16 protein-coding genes, 1 tRNA gene and 2 rRNA genes (1 of these 19 cut by a window edge) are annotated in these 21,777 nt (G+C 40.5%); 1 reads left to right on the forward strand and 18 read right to left on the reverse strand.

From position 1 onward, the window contains the following. From ACO1PF_RS04145 to ACO1PF_RS04160, 4 genes are all read right to left on the reverse strand, one after another. Positions 1-2,369 (reverse strand): 23S ribosomal RNA (locus tag ACO1PF_RS04145); it reaches 542 nt to the left of the window's first position. A 157-nt stretch (positions 2,370-2,526) separates the two neighbouring features. After that, positions 2,527-2,599: transfer RNA gene (locus tag ACO1PF_RS04150), tRNA-Ala, on the reverse strand. Between the two features lie 97 nt (positions 2,600-2,696). Beyond that, positions 2,697-4,247: ribosomal RNA gene (locus ACO1PF_RS04155) — 16S ribosomal RNA — on the reverse strand. Together the 16S and 23S rRNA genes with 1 tRNA gene alongside form the textbook arrangement of a ribosomal RNA operon. A 379-nt stretch (positions 4,248-4,626) precedes the next feature. Then, positions 4,627-5,346, reverse strand: coding sequence for an O-methyltransferase (locus ACO1PF_RS04160; protein ID WP_423190080.1), 720 nt, complete (start codon positions 5,344-5,346; stop codon positions 4,627-4,629). A gap of 124 nt (positions 5,347-5,470) precedes the next feature. Between ACO1PF_RS04160 and cbpA the strand changes: the two genes are divergently transcribed. Continuing rightward, a complete protein-coding gene (gene cbpA / locus ACO1PF_RS04165; RefSeq protein WP_423190081.1) occupies positions 5,471-6,109 on the forward strand; it encodes a cyclic di-AMP binding protein CbpA in 639 nt (212 codons plus the stop codon). 94 nt (positions 6,110-6,203) lie between these two features. On the opposite strand, the gene ACO1PF_RS04170 is transcribed toward cbpA, so the two are convergent. The 14 genes from ACO1PF_RS04170 to ACO1PF_RS04235 all read right to left on the reverse strand — a co-directional run bounded on the left by ACO1PF_RS04170 (position 6,204) and on the right by ACO1PF_RS04235 (position 21,474). Then, the gene (locus ACO1PF_RS04170) at positions 6,204-6,698 is read right to left on the reverse strand and encodes a QueT transporter family protein (RefSeq protein WP_423190082.1); all 495 of its coding nucleotides are present in this window, start codon (positions 6,696-6,698) and stop codon (positions 6,204-6,206) included. Positions 6,699-7,195: 497 nt separating this feature from the next. Then, positions 7,196-7,552 carry a type II toxin-antitoxin system PemK/MazF family toxin gene (locus ACO1PF_RS04175; RefSeq protein ID WP_423190083.1) on the reverse strand — a complete coding sequence of 119 codons (357 nt, stop codon included), beginning with the start codon at positions 7,550-7,552 and terminating at the stop codon, positions 7,196-7,198. Between the two features lie 59 nt (positions 7,553-7,611). Next, positions 7,612-7,872 (reverse strand): hypothetical protein, encoded by a 261-nt coding sequence (locus ACO1PF_RS04180; protein ID WP_423190084.1) that lies wholly within the window; start codon positions 7,870-7,872, stop codon positions 7,612-7,614. A 180-nt stretch (positions 7,873-8,052) separates the two neighbouring features. Continuing rightward, the gene (acpS, locus tag ACO1PF_RS04185) at positions 8,053-8,406 is read right to left on the reverse strand and encodes a holo-ACP synthase (RefSeq protein ID WP_423190085.1); all 354 of its coding nucleotides are present in this window, start codon (positions 8,404-8,406) and stop codon (positions 8,053-8,055) included. 157 nt (positions 8,407-8,563) lie between these two features. Beyond that, positions 8,564-10,030, reverse strand: coding sequence for a DEAD/DEAH box helicase (locus tag ACO1PF_RS04190; protein WP_423190086.1), 1,467 nt, complete (start codon positions 10,028-10,030; stop codon positions 8,564-8,566). Between the two features lie 325 nt (positions 10,031-10,355). Continuing rightward, on the reverse strand, positions 10,356-11,750 hold the full coding sequence (locus ACO1PF_RS04195; RefSeq protein WP_423190087.1) for a UDP-N-acetylmuramoyl-tripeptide--D-alanyl-D-alanine ligase: 1,395 nt from the start codon (positions 11,748-11,750) through the stop codon (positions 10,356-10,358). Continuing rightward, entirely contained in the window at positions 11,728-12,834 is a 1,107-nt protein-coding gene (locus ACO1PF_RS04200; protein WP_423190088.1) for a D-alanine--D-alanine ligase family protein, read from the reverse strand. The genes ACO1PF_RS04195 and ACO1PF_RS04200 overlap by 23 nt, the downstream gene beginning before the upstream one ends. 431 nt (positions 12,835-13,265) lie before the next feature. Continuing rightward, positions 13,266-13,514: a type B 50S ribosomal protein L31 gene (locus tag ACO1PF_RS04205; protein ID WP_071848861.1), complete on the reverse strand. Its 249-nt coding sequence runs from the start codon at positions 13,512-13,514 to the stop codon at positions 13,266-13,268. 205 nt (positions 13,515-13,719) lie between these two features. Further along, positions 13,720-14,976, reverse strand: coding sequence for a transcription termination factor Rho (rho, locus tag ACO1PF_RS04210; protein WP_423190089.1), 1,257 nt, complete (start codon positions 14,974-14,976; stop codon positions 13,720-13,722). Positions 14,977-14,994: 18 nt separating this feature from the next. Beyond that, complete coding sequence (locus tag ACO1PF_RS04215) at positions 14,995-16,266, reverse strand: UDP-N-acetylglucosamine 1-carboxyvinyltransferase (RefSeq protein ID WP_423190090.1); 1,272 nt, start codon at positions 16,264-16,266, stop codon at positions 14,995-14,997. A gap of 27 nt (positions 16,267-16,293) precedes the next feature. After that, complete coding sequence (locus ACO1PF_RS04220; RefSeq protein WP_423190091.1) at positions 16,294-16,857, reverse strand: biotin transporter BioY; 564 nt, start codon at positions 16,855-16,857, stop codon at positions 16,294-16,296. Between the two features lie 820 nt (positions 16,858-17,677). Continuing rightward, on the reverse strand, positions 17,678-18,592 hold the full coding sequence (locus ACO1PF_RS04225) for a nuclease-related domain-containing protein (RefSeq protein ID WP_423190092.1): 915 nt from the start codon (positions 18,590-18,592) through the stop codon (positions 17,678-17,680). 271 nt (positions 18,593-18,863) lie between these two features. Beyond that, the gene (fba, locus tag ACO1PF_RS04230) at positions 18,864-19,721 is read right to left on the reverse strand and encodes a class II fructose-1,6-bisphosphate aldolase (protein ID WP_423190093.1); all 858 of its coding nucleotides are present in this window, start codon (positions 19,719-19,721) and stop codon (positions 18,864-18,866) included. Positions 19,722-19,863: 142 nt separating this feature from the next. After that, entirely contained in the window at positions 19,864-21,474 is a 1,611-nt protein-coding gene (locus tag ACO1PF_RS04235; protein ID WP_423190094.1) for a CTP synthase, read from the reverse strand. Positions 21,475-21,777 lie beyond the last annotated feature (303 nt).

Genomic DNA, 21,777 nt, shown 5'->3' on the forward strand with positions numbered 1-21,777 from the left:
AGGTCTCGCAGTCAAGCTCCCTTTGCCTTTACACTCTACGAATGATTTCCAACCATTCTGAGGGAACCTTTGGGCGCCTCCGTTACATTTTAGGAGGCGACCGCCCCAGTCAAACTGTCCATCTGACACTGTCTCCCGACCGGTTAACGGTCGTGGGTTAGAGTGGCCATACAGCGAGGGTAGTATCCCACCAACGCCTCCACCAAGACTGGCGTCCTGGCTTCATAGGCTCCTACCTATCCTGTACAAGCTGTACAGACACTCAATATCAAACTACAGTAAAGCTCCATGGGGTCTTTCCGTCCTGTCGCGGGTAACCTGCATTTTCACAGGTACTATAATTTCACCGAGTCTCTCGTTGAGACAGTGCCCAAATCGTTACACCTTTCGTGCGGGTCGGAACTTACCCGACAAGGAATTTCGCTACCTTAGGACCGTTATAGTTACGGCCGCCGTTTACTGGGGCTTCAATTCAGAGCTTCGCCGAAGCTAACCCTTCCTCTTAACCTTCCAGCACCGGGCAGGTGTCAGCCCCTATACATCTTCTTTCGAATTAGCAGAGACCTGTGTTTTTGGTAAACAGTCGCTTGGGCCTATTCACTGCGGCTGACCATTGGTCAGCACCCCTTCTCCCGAAGTTACGGGGTCATTTTGCCGAGTTCCTTAACGAGAGTTCTCTCGATCACCTTAGGATTCTCTCCTCGACTACCTGTGTCGGTTTGCGGTACGGGCAGCCTACTTCTAACTAGAAGCTTTTCTTGGCAGTGTGACATCAGATGCTTCGGTACTCTAATTCCCTCCCCATCACAACTTGTCCGTGCGAGAAAAAGCATTTGACTCTTTCTCAGACTTATTGCTTGGACACGCTATTCCATCAGCGTGCTCATCTTAGCCTTCTGCGTCCCTCCATTGTTCAAACAAAGCAGACTGGTACGGGAATCTCTACCTGTTGTCCATCGCTTACGCCTTTCGGCCTCAGCTTAGGTCCCGACTAACCCTGGGAGGACGAGCCTTCCCCAGGAAACCTTAGTCATTCGGTGGACGGGATTCTCACCCGTCTTTCGCTACTCATACCGGCATTCTCACTTCTAAGCGCTCCACAAGTCCTCACGATCTTGCTTCAACGCCCTTAGAACGCTCTCCTACCATAGAACCATTGGTTCTATCCGTGGCTTCGGCACCTTGTTTAGCCCCGATACATTTTCGGCGCAGGGCCACTCGACTAGTGAGCTATTACGCACTCTTTAAATGATGGCTGCTTCTGAGCCAACATCCTAGTTGTCTAAGCAGCCCCACATCCTTTTCCACTTAACAAGAATTTGGGGGCCTTAGCCGACGGTCTGGGCTGTTTCCCTTTCCACTACGGATCTTATCACTCGCAGTGTGACTCCCGGATCTACATCTGTGGCATTCGGAGTTTATCAGGATTCGGTAACCCGATAAGGGCCCCTAGTCCAAACAGTCGCTCTACCTCCACGATGCATATTATCCGAGGCTAGCCCTAAAGCTATTTCGGAGAGAACCAGCTATCTCCAAGTTCGATTGGAATTTCTCCGCTACCCACACCTCATCCCAGCACTTTTCAACGTACACGGGTTCGGGCCTCCAGTGCATTTCACTGCACCTTCACCCTGGACATGGGTAGGTCACTTGGTTTCGGGTCGACGACGGCATACTCAACGCCCTATTCAGACTCGCTTTCGCTGCGGCTCCACCTCTTCGGCTTAACCTTGCATGTCATCGTCACTCGCCGGTCCATTCTACAAAAGGTACGCCATCACCCATTAACGGGCTCTGACTACTTGTAAGCACACGGTTTCAGGTGCTGTTTCACTCCCCTTCCGGGGTTCTTTTCACCTTTCCCTCACGGTACTGGTTCACTATCGGTCACTAGGTAGTATTTAGGCTTGGGAGATGGTCCTCCCGGATTCCGACGGAATTTCTCGTGTTCCGCCGTACTCAGGATACCGGCTAGGCAAGTTTGAATGTCGCATACGGGGCTTTCACCCTGTCTCGCATGACTTTCCAGTCATTTCTGCTATTCGCTCTCGTCCATGTCGCCAGTCCTACAACCCCAAAAGGCAAGCCTTTTGGTTTGGCCTCTTCCCGTTTCGCTCGCCGCTACTCAGGGAATCGCATTTGCTTTCTCTTCCTGCAGGTACTTAGATGTTTCAGTTCCCTGCGTTACCTTATCCATAGCTATGTATTCACTACAGATATATCACTTGATGAAAAGTGATGGGTTCCCCCATTCGGAAATCTTCGGATCAAAGCTTACTTACAGCTCCCCGAAGCATATCGGCGTTAGTCCCGTCCTTCATCGGCTCCTAGTGCCAAGGCATTCACCGTGCGCCCTTATTCACTTAACCTGACGGTTAAGGGTATTTATAGCGCTGAGTGTCTTGTCTAAACAAGACGGTCTCAGTTTTATTTTGTTTCGGTGTTGTGTCTTAACTTTTGTGTTTGTTATATAATCAACTATCTAGTTTTCAAAGAACAATGGCGATTCTTTTTCAGAATCGCTAATGGAGCCTAGCGGGATCGAACCGCTGACCTCCTGCGTGCAAGGCAGGCGCTCTCCCAGCTGAGCTAAGGCCCCATAATATTTTTTTAATGAGAAAAACAAATCTCTCAAAACTAAACAAAGTAATCATCAAATGTGTAGGTTCCGTTTGCCCTAATGGCAATATCCTTAGAAAGGAGGTGATCCAGCCGCACCTTCCGATACGGCTACCTTGTTACGACTTCACCCCAATCATCCATCCCACCTTCGGCGGCTGGCTCCCCTAAGGGTTACCCTACCGACTTCGGGTGTTACAAACTCTCGTGGTGTGACGGGCGGTGTGTACAAGACCCGGGAACGTATTCACCGCGACGTTCTGATTCGCGATTACTAGCGATTCCAGCTTCATGCAGGCGAGTTGCAGCCTGCAATCCGAACTGAGAATGGCTTTAAGAGATTGGCTAGACCTTGCGGTTTTGCGACTCGTTGTACCATCCATTGTAGCACGTGTGTAGCCCAGATCATAAGGGGCATGATGATTTGACGTCATCCCCGCCTTCCTCCGGTTTATCACCGGCAGTCTCGCTAGAGTGCCCAACTGAATGCTGGCAACTAACAATAAGGGTTGCGCTCGTTACGGGACTTAACCCAACATCTCACGACACGAGCTGACGACAACCATGCACCACCTGTCACTCTGTCCCCGAAGGGAAAGCCCAATTTCTTGGGTTGTCAGAGGATGTCAAGATCTGGTAAGGTTCTTCGCGTTGCTTCGAATTAAACCACATGCTCCACCGCTTGTGCGGGTCCCCGTCAATTCCTTTGAGTTTCAGCCTTGCGGCCGTACTCCCCAGGCGGAGTGCTTAATGCGTTAGCTCCAGCACTGAAGGGCGGAAACCCTCCAACACTTAGCACTCATCGTTTACGGCGTGGACTACCAGGGTATCTAATCCTGTTTGCTCCCCACGCTTTCGAGCCTCAGCGTCAATTACAGACCAGAAAGTCGCCTTCGCCACTGGTGTTCCTCCATATATCTACGCATTTCACCGCTACACATGGAATTCCACTTTCCTCTTCTGCATTCAAGTCTACCAGTTTCCAATGACCCTCACGGTTGAGCCGTGGGCTTTCACATCAGACTTAATAGACCGCCTGCGCTCGCTTTACGCCCAATAAATCCGGACAACGCTTGTCACCTACGTATTACCGCGGCTGCTGGCACGTAGTTAGCCGTGACTTTCTGGTTAGATACCGTCAAGGAGGTGCCAGTTACTACACCTCTTGTTCTTCTCTAACAACAGAGCTTTACGATCCGAAAACCTTCATCACTCACGCGGCATTGCTCCATCAGGCTTTCGCCCATTGTGGAAGATTCCCTACTGCTGCCTCCCGTAGGAGTCTGGGCCGTGTCTCAGTCCCAGTGTGGCCGATCACCCTCTCAGGTCGGCTACGTATCAATGCCTTGGTAAGCCATTACCTTACCAACTAGCTAATACGCCGCGGGGCCATCCATAAGCGATAGCCGAAGCCATCTTTAATGATTAAAGCATGCGCTAAAATCACCTATGCGGTATTAGCACCCGTTTCCGGATGTTATCCCCCTCTTATGGGCAGGTTCCCCACGTGTTACTCACCCGTTCGCCACTCTTCCGCACTCTGCAAGCAGAGTGCTTCATCGTTCGACTTGCATGTATTAGGCATGCCGCCAGCGTTCGTCCTGAGCCAGGATCAAACTCTCAATTTTAAGTTTGAAATAGCTCGTGTTACATAATTCCGAGTTAAACATGTTAACTCGTTTGTGTTGCCTTGGCCCAATAAATTGGACACAAGACACCTGCACATTTGATTGTTTACTTTGTTCAGTTTTCAAAGATCTATTTCGTTCAATCGCTGACGACGTGATGTGTCAACTAGTACAATATTACAGGCTTTCAATTCGATTGTCAAGAACTTTTTAAAAGTTCTTTTGTCGCTCGTTTGACCGAGACCTGACAAGAAAAAGAAAAGCATTTGTTGCCTTAAATCAGCAACAGGAATAAATATACCAGATTCCTCCCTTCTCGTCAACCCTTTTATTGTCTTATCTTTTTTTGAACCTGCTTTATAATTACAATCTTGGTAATTTACTGTCCACAGTCTGTTGGAAGCATATAACTAAAATCCACTTTTTCTCTTTTGGTAATCAATAATAACCCATCTCCTAAAGGTACAATCGACGAATCAAACGCTGGATGGTCTAAGACGATATCCAAAAAAGCATTTAATTTACGATGAATTTTCAAACGTCTTTTAGGAACCTCTGAATCTTCGTCGAGAATCGTTCCGCCTTGCAGTACGTCGTCTATCGCTAATACTCCACCTTGTTTTAGGATACGATAACAATGGGGAAAGAAATCATAGTATTTAGCTTTAGCGCTATCCATAAATATGAAATCGACTGATCCGTCTTCCAACTTCTCCAACCATTCACTTGCCTGTCCCTCTAATAAGGTGACATTATTTTCAATGTTCATTTTTTTAAAATTGATTTTTGCTTTTTCAATCATATCCGGATTTCGTTCAATTGTTGTCACATGACAATCCGAAGAAAGCGACTGAACCATCAACCCTGCAGAAAAACCAATGGCTGTTCCAACTTCCAAGATTTCTTTTGGTTCTAGTATAGGTAACAACCACCTGAAAAAAGTGACCGTTTCATGTGGGATAATTGGCACTCTTCTTTCATTAGCCCACGCTTCTATCTCTCCTAACGCCCCAGACAACTGCTTTTGTGATGTCCTTAAATAGTCTCTCACCTCTTTATCGATCACCGGTCTATCCATCATTTCATTTCTTTTATTCATGCTAACTCCCCTAATATCATATTTCCTTTATTTTACACTGATTTGTCTATGTTACCAAGTACTAATCTGTTATAATAAATATGTGAAAATACGAAAAATCGGATGAGAAGGAGCAAATTTTTATATGTTGATTAAACAATTAACCGTCCCTAAAAACGTTGTGGCTACTATGTCAGAAGAAGCAACTCTAGAAGAAGCAATTACTCTATTAGAAGATACAGGATACCGATGTGTCCCTGTATTAGATAAAAGCGGAAAAATATTTAGAGGTAACATTTATAAAATGCACATATACAGACACAAGGCGAATGGCGGGGACATGGCTTTACCGGTCACTCACTTACTTAAAAACGCTACAAAATATGTTCATCTTAATTCTTCGTTCTTTAAGATCTTTTTCATGATCAAGGATCTGCCCTACATTACCGTCCTTGATGACAACAATCATTTTTACGGAATACTAACTCATAGCACGTTGATTGACTTGCTTCAGCAATCTTGGAGTCTCGATTCTGGGAGCTACGTTTTAACTATTGCTTCTCCAGGCGAGAGAGGTGATTTGGCTAACATCGCAAAAATTATTAACCGTCATTGTTCCATCATGAGTTGTATCACTTTAGATGTTCAGCGCGAGAACATGGTTAGACGTATGATAATGACTTTAGAACCTAATGTTTCTAAAAAAACATTAGAAGATCTGTCAAAACATCTAGACCGCAAAGGATTCAAAGTGGTAGAAGTTGAAGATCTGCATAACGATTGATTTTCAATATTTTTTACAAATAAAAGACGCTCTAAAGTCTCCGGTTAAATCTCTCCGAGGATTATAGAGCGTCTTTTATATCGTGCTTTACTTTTTAACTTTGCATTTTTTTATTGAAATTGATTTTTTTATCGAGGGTTAACATAATAGGTATGCCTAGACCCATTGTAACTAGCTGCCCCAAAAAGACTGTAAGATAAGTAAACCAGAAAATTTCTTCAGCACCTATCAATAATAGCATTATAGCAATCATAAAACTAAATACAGAAAACACAGCAGTATTTATGATCATTTTTTTAACCGGTGACTGAACTTTCTTACTTAGAACAAAATAAACAGCGAATGATATTACCGTGTGACCCACGCCGAGAGTCCAATCGTATACACCAAACGGTGATAATATAAGGTTGGTCAGAAAAACTCCTGCAGTCACGCCGTAAGCATACTTCTTGTCGAACACCACCAGATGATTAAGTATTTCGGATAACCTTAGCTGGATTGCCCCAAAAGCAAAAGGTGCTATCAGTATAGTAATTCCTGTATACAAAGCTCCAATAATCGCATTTATTATCAATTGTTTTGTTTTCATTTCTTTTCCTCCTAGTTTTTATCTCGTGGGTTGGCACTTTCGAACCACGGTCGTCAAAAAAGACAACGAGAGTAGTGTAGCATTTATTGTGACAATTTTCAATTCTTTTCAGAAAATCAACTTATCATTATCAAAAAACTAATCATTCCCTAGAAAATGGTTACAGCTTCTACTAGCCTTCTACAACTTGCTTTTACCGGACGAAAGTCATAAGAAGAGTTGAGCTAGAAAAATAGAAACTCAACTCTCTATTATAAAAGTTCAAATACCTTTTACAATTATTCTATCCTCTTTCGCAAATCATTCGTTAGTAGATTTAAGCACTTTTAATACTCTCGTCGTCATAAACAACTTAATCTTTAATCAAACAACCTTTTATTCTATTAAAAAACACCTTAAGAGCATTCGGTTTTTTAAGATATCGAAAGTTATATGTAAAACAAAAAGCAGTATCAGCTGTTAGGCCAAAACTGCTTTTTCTAAGTATTAAAATAGATTTATATGTGTTTGTATTGATTCGACAAGCCAATACTTATTGCCAAAGCATCATCAACCATAGTCATGGTTTTATTATCTAAATGAGTGACTTGATCTCTTAGACGTTGTTTATCTATTGTTCTTACTTGTTCAAGTAAGACCACTGAGTTTTTTTCTAATCCTTTATCCGCCCCAACTTCGACATGTGTTGGCATTTTACCTTTTTCTATCTTCGTTGTTATAGCCGCAACAATGACTGTCGGACTATATTTATTTCCAACGTTATTTTGAATAATCAAGACCGGTCGCATGCCACCTTGCTCAGATCCTATTACTGGTGATAAATCCGCATAATAAATATCTCCGCGTTTAACCACAGGCTTTCCTCCTAAAAGGCGCCTTTTGGATCAGGTGTTACACTCTTTTACTTAATGAGTTAACTTTTCCTATAGATATGTGTGTGTATTTCATTTTCACAGTTATCGAATTCTGAGCAAATTTCTAGATTGATATTGCCCATTTCCGCATACCCTTTCCTCATGGCGTCCATTTTATTCATGTTATCTTTGATGAAACATTGAAGCATCTTATTCATTAATTCAGATTCTTCTATATTTGCGTCTTTACAATATTCTTCTATCTCTTCATACACAGATTGCTCTAATTCAATAGTCATTTTTTTGTTATGCTCTTCCATGAATAATGCCCCCCACACGATTATTGCCTAATACTCTTGTCTCAGCTCATAAAAGCAAAGACAGAAGAATAAAATAGCTCTCACAAGAAAAGATGTGCATCTATTCCTTCCCTGTAAGTCTATCATGAAAGACAATGATTTTAAATACGTGTTTGTGACAATTCCACGAAAGAACGCATGTTAATTATTTTCTAAAATAACTTGAGCAACTGCTATTGAACCCGTGTGCGAAATAGAAACCCAAACATTCCCGTTAAATGGGCTTTGCGTTACCATTGGTTTGCCTAAACTGTCTGGCAGTATTTCAACATCTAAAAAACCAATTTTTCCTATTCCTGTTCCTAATGCTTTTGAGAATGCTTCTTTTGCAGAAAAACGTCCAGCTAAAAATTCGATTTTTCTTTTCCCTTTAAGTTTAGAAAAGATTTCCCGTTCTTTACTCGTCAAGACTCTCTCCGCAAAAGATTCTCGTCTTATGTATGCTTTTTCAATCCTGTTTATTTCCACAACGTCTAAACCTATGCCCGCAATCATTACATTCCTCTATCCTTAATACCGCAAATGCTACTATTACTTAATTATGTTAACAGATTCACATCAAAATGTCATTGAAAAACGATTTATTTCAATAATAAAAGCCAGCAAGCGGCCTAGGCCACTTACTGACTTCGTTCATTGATTATTTTTAGTTTTAACTATTTCTTTTAGGACGACGAGTGGTGCTTCGTTTTCCTTGGTTGTCACTACTTGAACGGCCTTTACCTTTATAACTACTTTTACCGCCACCGCCACGGTTACTGCTGCCCTTACCTTTTCCTCTGCCACGGCCTTTTTCCTTGTTTGGAAGCGGACGTTGTGGAGAGATATTAACAGGAACATCAGTCGGATCTTTGACCATTGCTTTAACTAAAGCAGCAGCTAAGTCTTCAGCTGAATATGAAACAAGCAGTTTTTCGGCTGCATTTGTATATTTATCTAAGCCATTCTCATCTATGGTTTTTTGAATATCTTTCATAGCTGATTGCAATTGACTTTCTAATGCTTCATCACTGGTTGGTGGACGAAGAGCAGTCAATGGCTGATTGGTTAGTTTTTCAATCGTATGCAGATAACTCATTTCCTGAGGAGTAACAAACGTTACAGCTACGCCTTCTTCACCGGCACGGCCTGTACGACCAATACGGTGGACATAACTTTCAGGATCTTGAGGGATATCATAATTGAAAACGTGTGTCAATCCGGTAACATCTAATCCACGAGCAGCCACATCTGTTGCTACTAAGATATCCATTTTACCTTTTTTGAAGTCTTTCAAGACACTCATACGTTTACTTTGAGATAAATCGCCATGAATTCCTTCAGCTTGATAGCCACGCATCTCTAAACCTTTAGATAATTCATCGACACGTTTTTTAGTACGTCCGAATATCAAAGCTGATTTAGGATTTTGTACATCAAGGAGACGTGTTAAGACGTCAAACTTCTCATTGTCTCTAGCTTTTGTATAATATTGATCGATCGTAGATGCAGCCAATGTCTTCGTTTGGATACGTACAGTTTCAGGATTTTTCATGAAACGTACACCAATGCGTTTGATTGGTTCTGGCATTGTTGCAGAGAATAGTAATGTCTGACGTTCTTTTGGAGTCTCTTTGATGATCGATTCGATATCATCAATGAAGCCCATGTTTAGCATTTCATCCGCTTCATCTAAAACAAGTGTTTCTACTTGATTCAGTTTCAACGATTTACGACGAATCAAATCAAGCATACGTCCGGGAGTCCCAACGACGATCTGAGCGCCACCTTTGATTTGTTGAATCTGTCTTTTGATGTCTGCTCCACCGTAGACACACGTTACTTTAACTTTTTTATCTCTGCTCAAACGGAAGATTTCTTCCTGAGTCTGGATAGCTAATTCACGAGTAGGTGCAATAACTAGCCCTTGAACATTATGGTTTTTAACGTCGATTTTCTGTAACATCGGCAAACCAAAAGCAGCCGTTTTACCGGTTCCTGTTTGTGCTTGTCCAATAACGTCTTTACCTTCTAAAGCTAGAGGGATGGTCTGTTCCTGGATTGGTGTGGTTTCTTCAAATCCCATTTCTTCTATGGATTTCAGTAGTTCATCTATTAAATCTAGTTCATTAAATTTCAAAAAATGTTTCCTCCTATTATTTTCCTTAGCAAATATTCGTTTAAGAGCCAAGGATGATTTTACTCATAAATAGAGAAAGATCACTTCTTGAAAACAGAACGTTCCATGATTCTGTTCAAACAAAGACCCTAGTGTACGTATCTCATCATTCGATGCGGTACACCAGGGGCATGACATTTATCTTGACTCAGTATTATTATTTAATTTTCATACGGTAGATATTTCTATCTACTAAACGAACAGTTGTCTGGCTTACAAGTGTTATCTTATCATGTGTCCATTACATTTTCAACTTGTTTTTATTAATCAAAAAAATGAATACGTTTTATTTATTTTTAATTTGACTTAACTTAGACACAACTTCAAGCATGCCTGTGCTGAAACTGGACTTAAACAACACGGTATCTGCAGGTTGTAACGTTTCTTTTAGATGGTCTATCAATGGTGCTTTCTCTCCCGTAAAATAGTTGAGCTTGGATTTATCCATTGTTTTCAGCATTTCTTTATATAAAGCATTCATTTGCTCTCCATATAAAACAAGTTCATCGATAGCTTCCGGATCAATCACTTTGTATAAATCTCGGTGCATAGCTTCTGATTGTTCGCCTAACTCCAAGATATCTCCTAAAACGACAACTTTGCGATTGGGTACCTCTATTGCTTGAAAGTAACTCAAAACGGCCTTCACAGATGACGGACTCGCATTATACGCATCATTTAACAAGACAGACTGGTTCACACCTGTTATCCATTCCAATCGATTTTTAGTTAATTGAAAGTGAGATAACTGCTGGTAGATATCGGCTAGATCAATGCCTAACGTTTCACCTACGAGTATTGCTGACAAAGCATTTTGTACATTGTATTCTCCAGGTATGGGCAACGTGCAGGAGGTATCTGTTTGCTGGTTGGTTTTGAATAGTGTCTGTTTCATTTCAGTATGAATCTCTGTTGAATACAGATCAACTCCGGATGTTTTGCCAAAGGTTTTAACTGTTTCGACCTTTTCATCGACCCACCCGTTGTCTATTTTGGTTTTTAGTAATGGTTCTTCCCCAGGATAAATAAGCGTTCCCCGATGCATGCCTTCAACGATTTCCAGTTTCGCTTCAGCAATGGCTTCCCGTGAACCCAAAAACTCGATATGTGATTCGCCGATCATGGTAATGACCGCAATATCGGGTTCAGCTATCTCAGACAGCAAATGAATTTCACCTTTTTCGCTCATACCCATTTCCAGTATGATCACTTCTGTATCAGGATCCATTTCTAAAATAGTCAAAGGCAAACCTAAGTGATTATTGAAGTTTCCCATGGTTTTATGGGTCTTAAGCTTTGCCGAAGCAACTGCCTCTACCATATCTTTTGTCGTTGTTTTACCATTGCTACCGGTAATGCCAATAACTGTTGGCGATACTTTTTTCAAATAATACTGAGCAAAAGCCTGAAAAGCTTTCAATGTATCTTCGACTTGAATAACCGCAATGTTTTTTGGGGCATCTTCGATGGGATCACTCCAGAACGTTGCTGATGCTCCTTTGTCGATCGCCGATTGAATAAAATCATGTCCATTTCGATCAGCCGTTAATGGTACAAACAAATTATTTTTGACTAACGTTCGGGTGTCAAAGGAGACCCCTTCTATATGCTCTGTCGTGTCGCCATTATATAGCTTGCCATCCACCGCTTGAACGATTTCATAAAGTGTCCATTTCGACATTAGTACTCTCCATTTCTACTTTTCCGTCATCTCTTGTAATTTTGGTGCTTAGTTTATATTTGTCATTAAATCTGCGTATCCCTAATTGAATAACTTCTTCAATCAAATCATCATATGGGAGACCTGTTTTTGCCCAAACTCTTGGATACATACTGTTAGATGTGAAGCCCGGAAACGTATTGACTTCATTGATATAAACTTCGCCATCTTGAGTTAAAAAGAAATCGGCTCGAGAAATGCCTGAGCCATTAATTGCTTCAAAAGCTTCGACAGCCATTTTCCTCACTTTTTTTGTCAATTCAGGGGATAAGTTGGCTGGAACTTCTCGAACAACTTTTTGATTTAAATATTTATCTTCATACGCGTAGAAATCTTTTTGCTTAACCAACTCACCTGGAACCGATGTATGTACATCTTCATTCCCGAGTATAGCTACTTCTATTTCACGTACTTGTACTCCTTTTTCAACAACCACACGATAATCATAATTGAAGGCTAATTCAATTGCTTGAATCAATTCTTCTTTATTAAGTGTTCGCGTGATGCCTACGCTTGAACCCAGATTAACCGGTTTAACGTACATGGGGTAGTCTATTTCCGTCTCGATAGCTTCACACACTGCTTCTTGATCGACTCTCCAGTCCCTTACCTTGACTTCTTTGTAAGGAAGAACAGGTAGTCCCGCTTCTTTAAAGATTACTTTGCTTAATACTTTATCCATACCTACGGCGCTTGAAAGAACGCCTGCACCTACGTACGGAATATTTAATGTTTCAAACAAGCCTTGAATCGTACCATCTTCTCCGTTTGGTCCATGAAGAACCGGAAAAGCTACAGACTCTCCCTCGGTCAGTTCATTAAATAAGAAAGGTATTTTGTCATCAGTATTCACTAGCTCATCTTTGGAAATTAAACTTTCTCTGCTTTCAACTTCAGCGCCTTTAAACCAATTTCCTTCGTGCGTAATGTATACAGGTATCACAGTATAATACTCATAGTAAATGTTTTGAAAGATAGAAAAAGCAGATTTTACAGAAACATCGTGTTCAGCACTTTTTCCACCATATATCACATAAAGCTTCATAGTCTTCCTCCTATTCGCAGGCGAGTCGCAGTTACGCTCAGCTCTTACGGAATTATATCTTTATTTTAGCATATTTTTAGTCTACAACATTTTTTAAAAGTTGCAACTTTTTATCATGAGCCGGATACATTTAAAGCGGATAAAGACTGTCCCTATCATCAGATATAATTAAATGGAATAGCAATTTTCATGTTATACCTTTGTCTGATTTATCTTATTATTTTTATACTACATGAAGCACACTGACACTGCTGAGATTTCGGTTTTTTAATGAACCGAGGGAGTACCTCATCATCTTAACACTTAACGAGACTACTTTGAATTATAAGTAACTTGACACATTTAAATCTCATGCGTTTCTTTTTTTGAATATCAATAATACCTAATTTAAGTTAAAAAAAAGCTCTGGATAGCCAGAGCTTTTAATCTTATTAGTCTTCCAATTTGTATTTCTTGTTGAAACGGTCGATACGTCCATCTGCTTGAGCAAATTTTTGACGTCCTGTATAGAATGGATGAGAATCTGAAGAAATCTCAACACGGATTAATGGATACTCGTTTCCATCTTCCCATTCTACTGTTTCTTTTGCTGATTTAGTAGATCCTGAAACGAATTTGAAGCCTGTCGTTGTGTCCATAAATACGACATCACGATATTCTGGATGAATGCCTTTTTTCATTTTTTTCACTCCTTAACGGCCATGAAATCTTTGCGATTCCATAGTTATCTTTATTAGTTAGTCAAGATAGATAACAAATGCATTGTTTTGTGCAATGATTTGCTTTTCTAACTTATTTCTTTGATATGCAACACTTCATATATTAGCATGTTTTTTTTTTTGATGCAATCTTTTGCTTGATTTTTTTCACTAACACGCAATCTTTTTACTGTTTCAGTACTTTTTCTACAAAGCCATTATTCTTTTTGTGCCGTTTCAATGTCTTGATGAATTGATCCGTATACTCCAATGAATCATTTCGCATGCCTCGACGCAACTTGTAAACAGCTTCGTATTCTTCTGTAGACAAGAGCAAATCTTCTTTTCTTGTGCTCGATTTTCTAATGTCGATAGCTGGATAAATACGACGTTCTGCTAGTTCACGAGATAAATGGATTTCCATATTACCCGTTCCTTTGAACTCTTCATATATGACATCATCCATGCGGCTCCCCGTATCTACCAAGGCCGTCGCAACTATTGTCATGCTTCCACCTTCTTCAACATTACGGGCTGAACCAAAGAAACGTTTAGGACGGTAAAGCGCAGCAGGATCGATCCCGCCACTAAGCGTACGCCCACTCGGTTGTTCTACCAAGTTATACGCACGAGCAAGACGTGTAATACTATCCATCAAAATGACCACATCTTGTTTGTCTTCTACTAAGCGACGCGCGCGCTCCAGTACCAGTTCGCTTACTTTAACATGATTCTGTGGCTGTTGATCAAACGTTGAATGCACGACTTCGCCGTCAATACTCCGTTCTAAATCTGTCACTTCTTCAGGTCTCTCATCAATAAGTAAGACAATCAATTCAACATCAGGATGATTTTTTTTGATTCCATTGGCGATTTCTTTAAGTAATGTTGTTTTCCCTACTTTAGGTGGGGCTACAATCAGTCCACGTTGTCCGAATCCAATCGGAGCGATCAAATCAATAATACGAGCAGATAAGTCATCAGGAGATGACTCCAAATTGATCCGTCTTTCTGGATATAAAGGCGTTAATGCCGGGAAATGCGGACGCTCTCTTGCTTCTTCCGGATTTTTCCCGTTCACTAACTGGACATTCATTAATCCGTAATAACGTTCGCCCTCTTTAGGCGGACGGGCTGTCCCTGTCACCTTGTCGCCGTTTCTTAGTCCAAAACGTGTCATCTGAGAAGCTGAAATATAGACATCTTCATTACTGTGAGAGTAATTGATCGGACGTAAAAATCCAAAATCTTGATGACTGACTTTATCTAAAACACCACTCACTCGGAAATAGCCCTGTTTTTCTTCTTGTGCCCGAATAACAGCCATTGATAATTCTTTTTTATTCATTTGGCTATAATAAGGTACTTTTAAGTCTTTGGCTAATTCATAAATTTCTTTTAACGTTTTTTCTTGCAGCTCGCTATACGTGATAAACTTGGCCACTCTATGCTCTCCTGTCTGTTAATCTTCTCGGTCTTCCATACGCAAGTCTGCTCCGAGAGCGGCTAATTTCTCAACAATATTATCATAACCTCTGAGTATATTGTCTACACCGCCGATAACGGTTTCTCCTTCTGCTAGTAAACCAGCTACGACTAAACATGCGCCGGCACGTAAATCGGTTGCCATGACTTCTGCGCCTTCAAGGTGACGACCACCTTCTATTAAGATAACATCACTTTCTACGCGAGAGTTGGCTCCCATTCTGTTTAATTCAGGAATATGTTTGATCCGTTTAGGATAAATGGTATCAACAATCATTGATTCGCCCTGAGCTGACATAAGAAGGGGGGTGAATGGTTGTTGTAAATCTGTTGCAAAACCTGGATATGGCAATGTTTTAATCGATACACCTTTAAGTGGACGATCTGATTCTGTCACGCGAACGTAATCTTCACCGATTTCTAAAGCAACGCCCATCTCTTCCATTTTGGCAATAACGCCTTCTAAATGTTCCACGATAATATTATTGATTTTCACATCTTTACCTTTGGCAGCAGCCATGATCAGATAGGTCCCTGCTTCAATGCGGTCAGGTATAACAGTATGACGACAACCGTGCATCTCTTCAACGCCATCTATACGAATAACATCTGTTCCTGCTCCACGTACTTTAGCGCCCATATTATTCAATAACGTCGCTACGTCAATGATTTCCGGCTCACGCGCGGCATTTTCGATAATCGTACGTCCTTTAGCTTTAACGGCTGCCAGCATCACATTGATCGTTGCACCAATTGACACTACGTCAAGATAAATACGTGCAGCTTTTAATCCGTCTTCATCGGTTTTAAGATACATCGCACCTAATTCGTTTTCCACTGTTGCTCCCAATGCTCGGAAACCTTTTAAATGTTGGTCAATAGGTCGCGGACCTAAGAAACAACCGCCGGGAAGGCCGACAACGCCTTGACCAAATTTGGTCAGTAAAGCTCCCATAAAATAATACGAGGCTCTCAAACTTTTTATTTTACCACTTGGCATTGGTACAGATACCATTTCTGTGGGATCGATTATTAATGTTGTTCCTTCAAATGATGTTTTCACGTTCATATCGTTTAAGATCGAGATAAGTGAATGAACATCCGAAATGTTTGGAACGCCTTCTAATGTAACGGGTGAGTCTGCTAAAATTGCTGCAGGAATAAGTGCAACCGTACTGTTTTTAGCCCCAGAAATGGTTACTTCTCCCGTTAATGATTTTCCACCTTTTATAATTAACTTCTGTGTCATGTGTAATCCTCTCTTTTTCAAAAATCTTTAGTATTTATTGATACGTTTATAAAATGACATTTTTTTCAATCTGTAATATAAAATCACTGCGATAAGTACTTTCAAACTATCGATTGGAAAAAAGATAGTCAGATTTGTTTTTATCAGCGTTGACAGTGCAACTGGTGTACTGAGAACAAAGTTTAATAGCCCATACTGATAAGCAATTCCTATAACGTAAAGAATAATCAGACTTATCAACATGACCGAGCCTGTTTGCACCTTGTTTTCCGTCCGTTCGATCGTTTTTCCGATGAACCATCCCATTGGAATCGCTCCTAGTATATAGCCAAACGAAGGGGACAATAGTTGCCCGATTCCACCCAACCCGCCTGCAAAAACTGGAAATCCCAGCAACCCGGCAATAGTATAGAGCCCAATGACTAGGATACTCTTCACTGGTCCAAGGATGGCAGGAATCAACAAAAAAAGAACGACTTGTAGGGTAATTGGAACCATTCCGATAGGTATTATAACTAGTGATGCGACAGCGAGGAATGCGGTTGATAAAGCTATTTGAGTTAAATCATTTGTAGTAATCCTATTTAACACTATGAGACCTCTATCTTTAAAAGCTATTTATTTTGAAGCTATCAATAGTATAAACAATTCATTAACCAAATACAACGTGTTATACGAATTGAAAGCTGCCTGTCATCTACTTTACATTATAAAGTGACTAACGTTATATATAATGCCTTATTCTGAAGCATTTAATTTGAATTTTCAAAAACCATAACCTTCAGACACACATCGTCACTCTCTTATATTTATACGAGATACATTCTCAATCTCACGGTTCACTTCAGAAGCGAGAAATATTATCTCGATTAGTAAGCATACATGAAAAGCTAACTTTAAGTAAGTGATTAGTTTGAATATTCATTTTTAGAGAGAGGTAGCGGTCGAATACTCGACCGCTTTCCTTTTTTAATTACCTCAATACTGGAAATATCCCCCCTCTCCCAGAAAACCATCTTTGTTGGTTGATATAGGGCCTGCTCAACGCTTTCTCTTTTCGGAGTTACTATTATGACGCTCTATAGCATCCACTCAATTCGTTTTCCCTTGTCGAGTTACTATTATGATGCTCTATAGCATCCACTCAATTCGTTTTCCCTTGTCGAGTTACTATTATGAAGCTCTATAGCAGCTACTCAATTCGTTCTTCCTTATCGAGTTACTATTATGACGCTCTATAGCAGCTACTCAATTCGTTCTTCCTTGTCGAGTTACTATTATGAAGCTCTATAGCAGCTACTCAATTCGTTCTTCCTTATCGAGTTACTATTAGTATGGCTGAATAGGTCTTATTGGGATAATGACTCGTCTAGTGACGAGTCATTTCATTCTTCAGGATCTTTATAAAACTTCACTCATAAAAAGTCCCTAATGTTTGACCCGTTTTATTATAATGTTTCAATAATATCCGACTGATCCTTTCTTTAGAAACTCCTTCACCACACCAATCATGAATTATATTTCGTGTAATTTTCAAACTCGGGAAAAGCAATCTAAACTCTTCCACATTTGATACTATCGTCTCTTCTTTTGAATTTCTGTTATTACAGTCTTCACAATAACAGGTTCGTTGGGTAAATTGGATATCAAACGACCCACAGTTGCTGCATGTTATCCCCTTTTTAAGGATTCGATAATCATAGTCAGGAAGCTGTTTCTGATAAGGGACTATAAGTTTATGTTCGGATAATAATCTTTCAGCTAGATAACGATGTTTTTTGTTTAAGGGCAAGCGCTGACGGTTTATTTTAGTGAAATGAGCAGGGATCTGATTCGGTAAAATAATACGATCTTCTGGACTTGCATGATAGAGAGTGAAGGTGGAATTAACGTATACCACTGCAGCTTCAACAATTACATTTATGCTCCACTGCTGAAATAACTGTCTCAGTAAGGAAGTCGTTCGCTTCAACTGTGTTAACGGATCACCTATTTCTTGTCCTATTAATGTCAGTAGCTGACCTGACTTCATTTGGTAATCACCCTTATAATTTTTAATTTCATATAAAAAAACTGTGTCCGCTGTTAATATAAGCGAATCGATCTGGACTGTCTGTTCACTAATTGTCAACAACAAATCATTTAGAACAAGCACATCCGCTCGAACGTATTCTTTGACAAGCGCGTCGAACAGCGCTTCACCTTTGTAGCCCTTTTCCATGTTGATGATGTGCTGTTTCTCTTTAACAGGTAATGCCATCCGTTTATCTAAAACATTTAATGCCGTTAGTAATTCTGGCTGAATGCGGGATTTCACTATTTCCATATCAGGTCTCCTACTCTTTGTATAAGTTATTTTAATACCTATCTCTTATACTGTTCAATTAGGTGGGTTTATCACTATAATTATTTTGATTTTTTTTATTTGCTTTATGAAAATGATTATCTTAATGAACATTCCTCTCTTCTTTCATCGTTTCGAGCACAAAAAAAGCACTTCCTGAAACGATTTATCATCGTCCCAAAGAAGTGCTTTGTGGATAGTCAATCAACTTAACTTAAGCTGTACATTGACTTTCTCTTATTAAATTTTGGTATTAACCTTTGTTTGAAGAACCGAACTCTTTCATTTTACCTTTAGTTGTAGCTGTGATGTCTGCTTTACCAGGTCCGATGATTTTACGAGGATCGTAAACTTTATCGTCGTTGGCAATAACTTCACGTGTGCGTCTTGTCCATACTTGTTGTAATTCAGTGTTTACGTTGATTTTAGTATGACCAAATTTGATTGCTTTTTCGATTTGGTGTGTTGGAATTCCTGATCCACCGTGTAATACAAGTGGAGCACCTGTTAATTCAGAAATTTCTTTCATTTCGTCAAATCCAAGTACAGGTTCGCCTTCGTAGTCACCATGGACAGAACCTAAAGCTGCTGCTAATGCATCAACGCCAGCTTCGTCTACCATACGTTTACATTCGTCTTTGTCTGCGTACATTACGCCGCCAGTAACGCCGTCTTCTGTTCCGCCGACAGTACCGATTTCTGCTTCTACAGAAACGCCATTAGCGTGCGCGTATTCTACTACTTTTTTAGTGAATGAAATATTGTCTTCGATTGGATCATGAGAATGGTCGATCATTACTGAAGAAAAGCCAGCATCGATCGCTTCTTTACATTTTTCCAAAGATGAACCATGGTCCAAGTGTAATGCTACAGGAACAGTAATATTCATTTCGTCCATTAATGCATTAACCATAGCAGAAACAACTTTAAATCCACCCATGTATTTAGCTGCTCCTTCAGAAACACCTAAAATAACTGGAGATTTTTCTTCTTGTGCTGCTTGTAAAACGGCTTGTGTCCATTCCAAGTTGTTGATGTTGAATTGCCCTACAGCATATTTTCCTGCTAAAGCTTTGTTCAACATATCTGTCATACTTACTAAACGAGTCATATATATATTCCTCCTAATATTTTTGCGCACTTTTTGAACCGAGATACGCGCTCGGCTTCATCCTTAGTATAAACAATATTTCACAATAAAACTAGTGAAAATGTCTATAACTCTTCTATATCTTCTAAATTTTTTCTCATTGTTATTTTATTTTTTTAATATTCCCTGCTTTTTCAACGAAAGAAACAAATAAAGCGTGTGGACGATTCGGTCTTGATTTGAATTCCGGGTGAAATTGACAACCGATAAAATAAGGATGCTGTTCAAGTTCGATGATTTCCACAAGTCGGTTGTCCGGAGATACACCTGAGAAAGTAAGCCCGGCTTCTTCCAGGTTTTGTTTATAGTGATTGTTGAATTCATAACGATGTCGGTGACGTTCGTTGATGATTTCTTCATTTTCGTAAGCTTGAGCTGTGTGAGTGCCTTCTTTAATTTTACATGGATAAGAACCCAGACGAAGTGTCCCACCCATATCGACCACATTCTTTTGGTCAGGCATCAAGTCTATGATATTATGTTTCACTTCTGGGTCGACTTCTGCAGAACCCGCACCTTCAAGCCCCGCTACATTACGCGCAAATTCTATGGCAGCCAGCTGCATACCCAGACATATGCCTAAAAAAGGCACCTTGTTTTCTCGTGCATATTGAATAGCCAGCATCTTCCCTTCCAGTCCGCGTTCTCCGAACCCTCCGGGAACTAGAATGCCATCAATGTCTTGAAGTTCCTGGACCACTTCTGCCGGAGACAAGAGCTCGGCATTGACCCACTTGATATCAATGTCTGAATTTAATGCGTATCCCGCATGCTTAAGTGCTTCGACGACTGATAAATAAGCATCCGGCAATTCAACGTATTTCCCTACGATAGCTATGCGGGTCATGTTTTCTAAATTCCGTACTCTTTCTTCCAAGGCGATCCATTCTGTCATATCGGCTTCTTTTGCATCCAAGTTTAAATGGTCCACGACAATCTGATCCAAGCCCTGTTTCTGTAAATTCAACGGAATCGTATAGAGTGTTTCGACATCCAGCGATTCAATGACAGCCTTTGAATCCACGTCTGTAAATAACGCCAGTTTATCTTTTAAATGTTGGCTCACAGGATATTCCGATCGAACAATCAGTACATTGGGTTGAATACCCAAGCCGCGAAGTTCTTTCACACTGTGCTGGGTCGGTTTGGTTTTCATCTCTCCTGCTGCTTTGAGATAAGGAATAAGTGTTGTATGAATGTACATCACATTTTCTGAACCCACGTCTCTTTTCATCTGACGCAAGGCTTCTAAAAATGGGAGCGATTCAATATCGCCAACTGTTCCTCCAACTTCAGTAATGACCACATCTGCGTGTGTCGTTTCTGCCGCTCGCATGATTTTAAGCTTAATTTCATCTGTAATATGCGGAATGACTTGAACGGTCGCACCCAAATAATCCCCGCGGCGTTCTTTGTTGATCACTTCCGAATATACTTTACCGGTCGTGACATTCGAGTACTTATTCAAGTTGATGTCAATGAAACGCTCATAATGTCCCAAGTCCAAATCTGTTTCTGCACCGTCTTCTGTTACAAACACTTCCCCGTGCTGATAAGGGCTCATGGTGCCGGGATCGACATTGATATATGGATCGAATTTTTGGATCGTTACGTTCAAACCTCTATTTTTCAATAAACGTCCTAACGAAGCAGCCGCAATTCCTTTCCCGATCGACGAGACCACGCCACCTGTTACAAAGATATATTTTGTCATAATTATTTCCTCCTAAATTGATCTAGGGATAGGAAAATAGGCTCTAAAAATATGAAAAGCTCCCTATTCAAATAAACGAATAGGGAGCTTTATTTATGCCTTGTTTACTGCACCTGAAATAGACGTTATTTACGCTATCTATTTAAATCGTGCCCAATAAATATAATAAAGGGTCGATATAAGATAGTCAAGCATGAATTGTTTCACTTTTTATCGTTTTTCAGTATATACTTTTAATAGTCCGCATTTACATGAAACAGCGCGGTCACATTTACCAAAAAAATGTATCCTTACTTTCCTATC

The sequence above is a fragment of the Alkalibacterium sp. f15 genome, assembly GCF_049389645.1.
Taxonomy (GTDB): Bacteria; Bacillota; Bacilli; order Lactobacillales; family Carnobacteriaceae_A; genus Alkalibacterium.

Excerpts from the sequence above, each read along its gene's own strand:
- ACO1PF_RS04160 (WP_423190080.1), bottom strand. The coding sequence starts at position 5,346 with ATGAATAAAAGAAATGAAATGATGGATAGACCGGTGATCGATAAAGAG.
- cbpA (WP_423190081.1), top strand. The coding sequence starts at position 5,471 with ATGTTGATTAAACAATTAACCGTCCCTAAAAACGTTGTGGCTACTATG.
- ACO1PF_RS04170 (WP_423190082.1), bottom strand. The coding sequence starts at position 6,698 with ATGAAAACAAAACAATTGATAATAAATGCGATTATTGGAGCTTTGTAT.
- ACO1PF_RS04180 (WP_423190084.1), bottom strand. The coding sequence starts at position 7,872 with ATGGAAGAGCATAACAAAAAAATGACTATTGAATTAGAGCAATCTGTG.
- acpS (WP_423190085.1), bottom strand. The coding sequence starts at position 8,406 with ATGATTGCGGGCATAGGTTTAGACGTTGTGGAAATAAACAGGATTGAA.
- ACO1PF_RS04195 (WP_423190087.1), bottom strand. The coding sequence starts at position 11,750 with ATGTCGAAATGGACACTTTATGAAATCGTTCAAGCGGTGGATGGCAAG.
- ACO1PF_RS04200 (WP_423190088.1), bottom strand. The coding sequence starts at position 12,834 with ATGAAGCTTTATGTGATATATGGTGGAAAAAGTGCTGAACACGATGTT.
- ACO1PF_RS04205 (WP_071848861.1), bottom strand. The coding sequence starts at position 13,514 with ATGAAAAAAGGCATTCATCCAGAATATCGTGATGTCGTATTTATGGAC.
- ACO1PF_RS04215 (WP_423190090.1), bottom strand. The coding sequence starts at position 16,266 with ATGACACAGAAGTTAATTATAAAAGGTGGAAAATCATTAACGGGAGAA.
- ACO1PF_RS04225 (WP_423190092.1), bottom strand. The coding sequence starts at position 18,592 with ATGGAAATAGTGAAATCCCGCATTCAGCCAGAATTACTAACGGCATTA.
- fba (WP_423190093.1), bottom strand. The coding sequence starts at position 19,721 with ATGACTCGTTTAGTAAGTATGACAGATATGTTGAACAAAGCTTTAGCA.
- ACO1PF_RS04235 (WP_423190094.1), bottom strand. The coding sequence starts at position 21,474 with ATGACAAAATATATCTTTGTAACAGGTGGCGTGGTCTCGTCGATCGGG.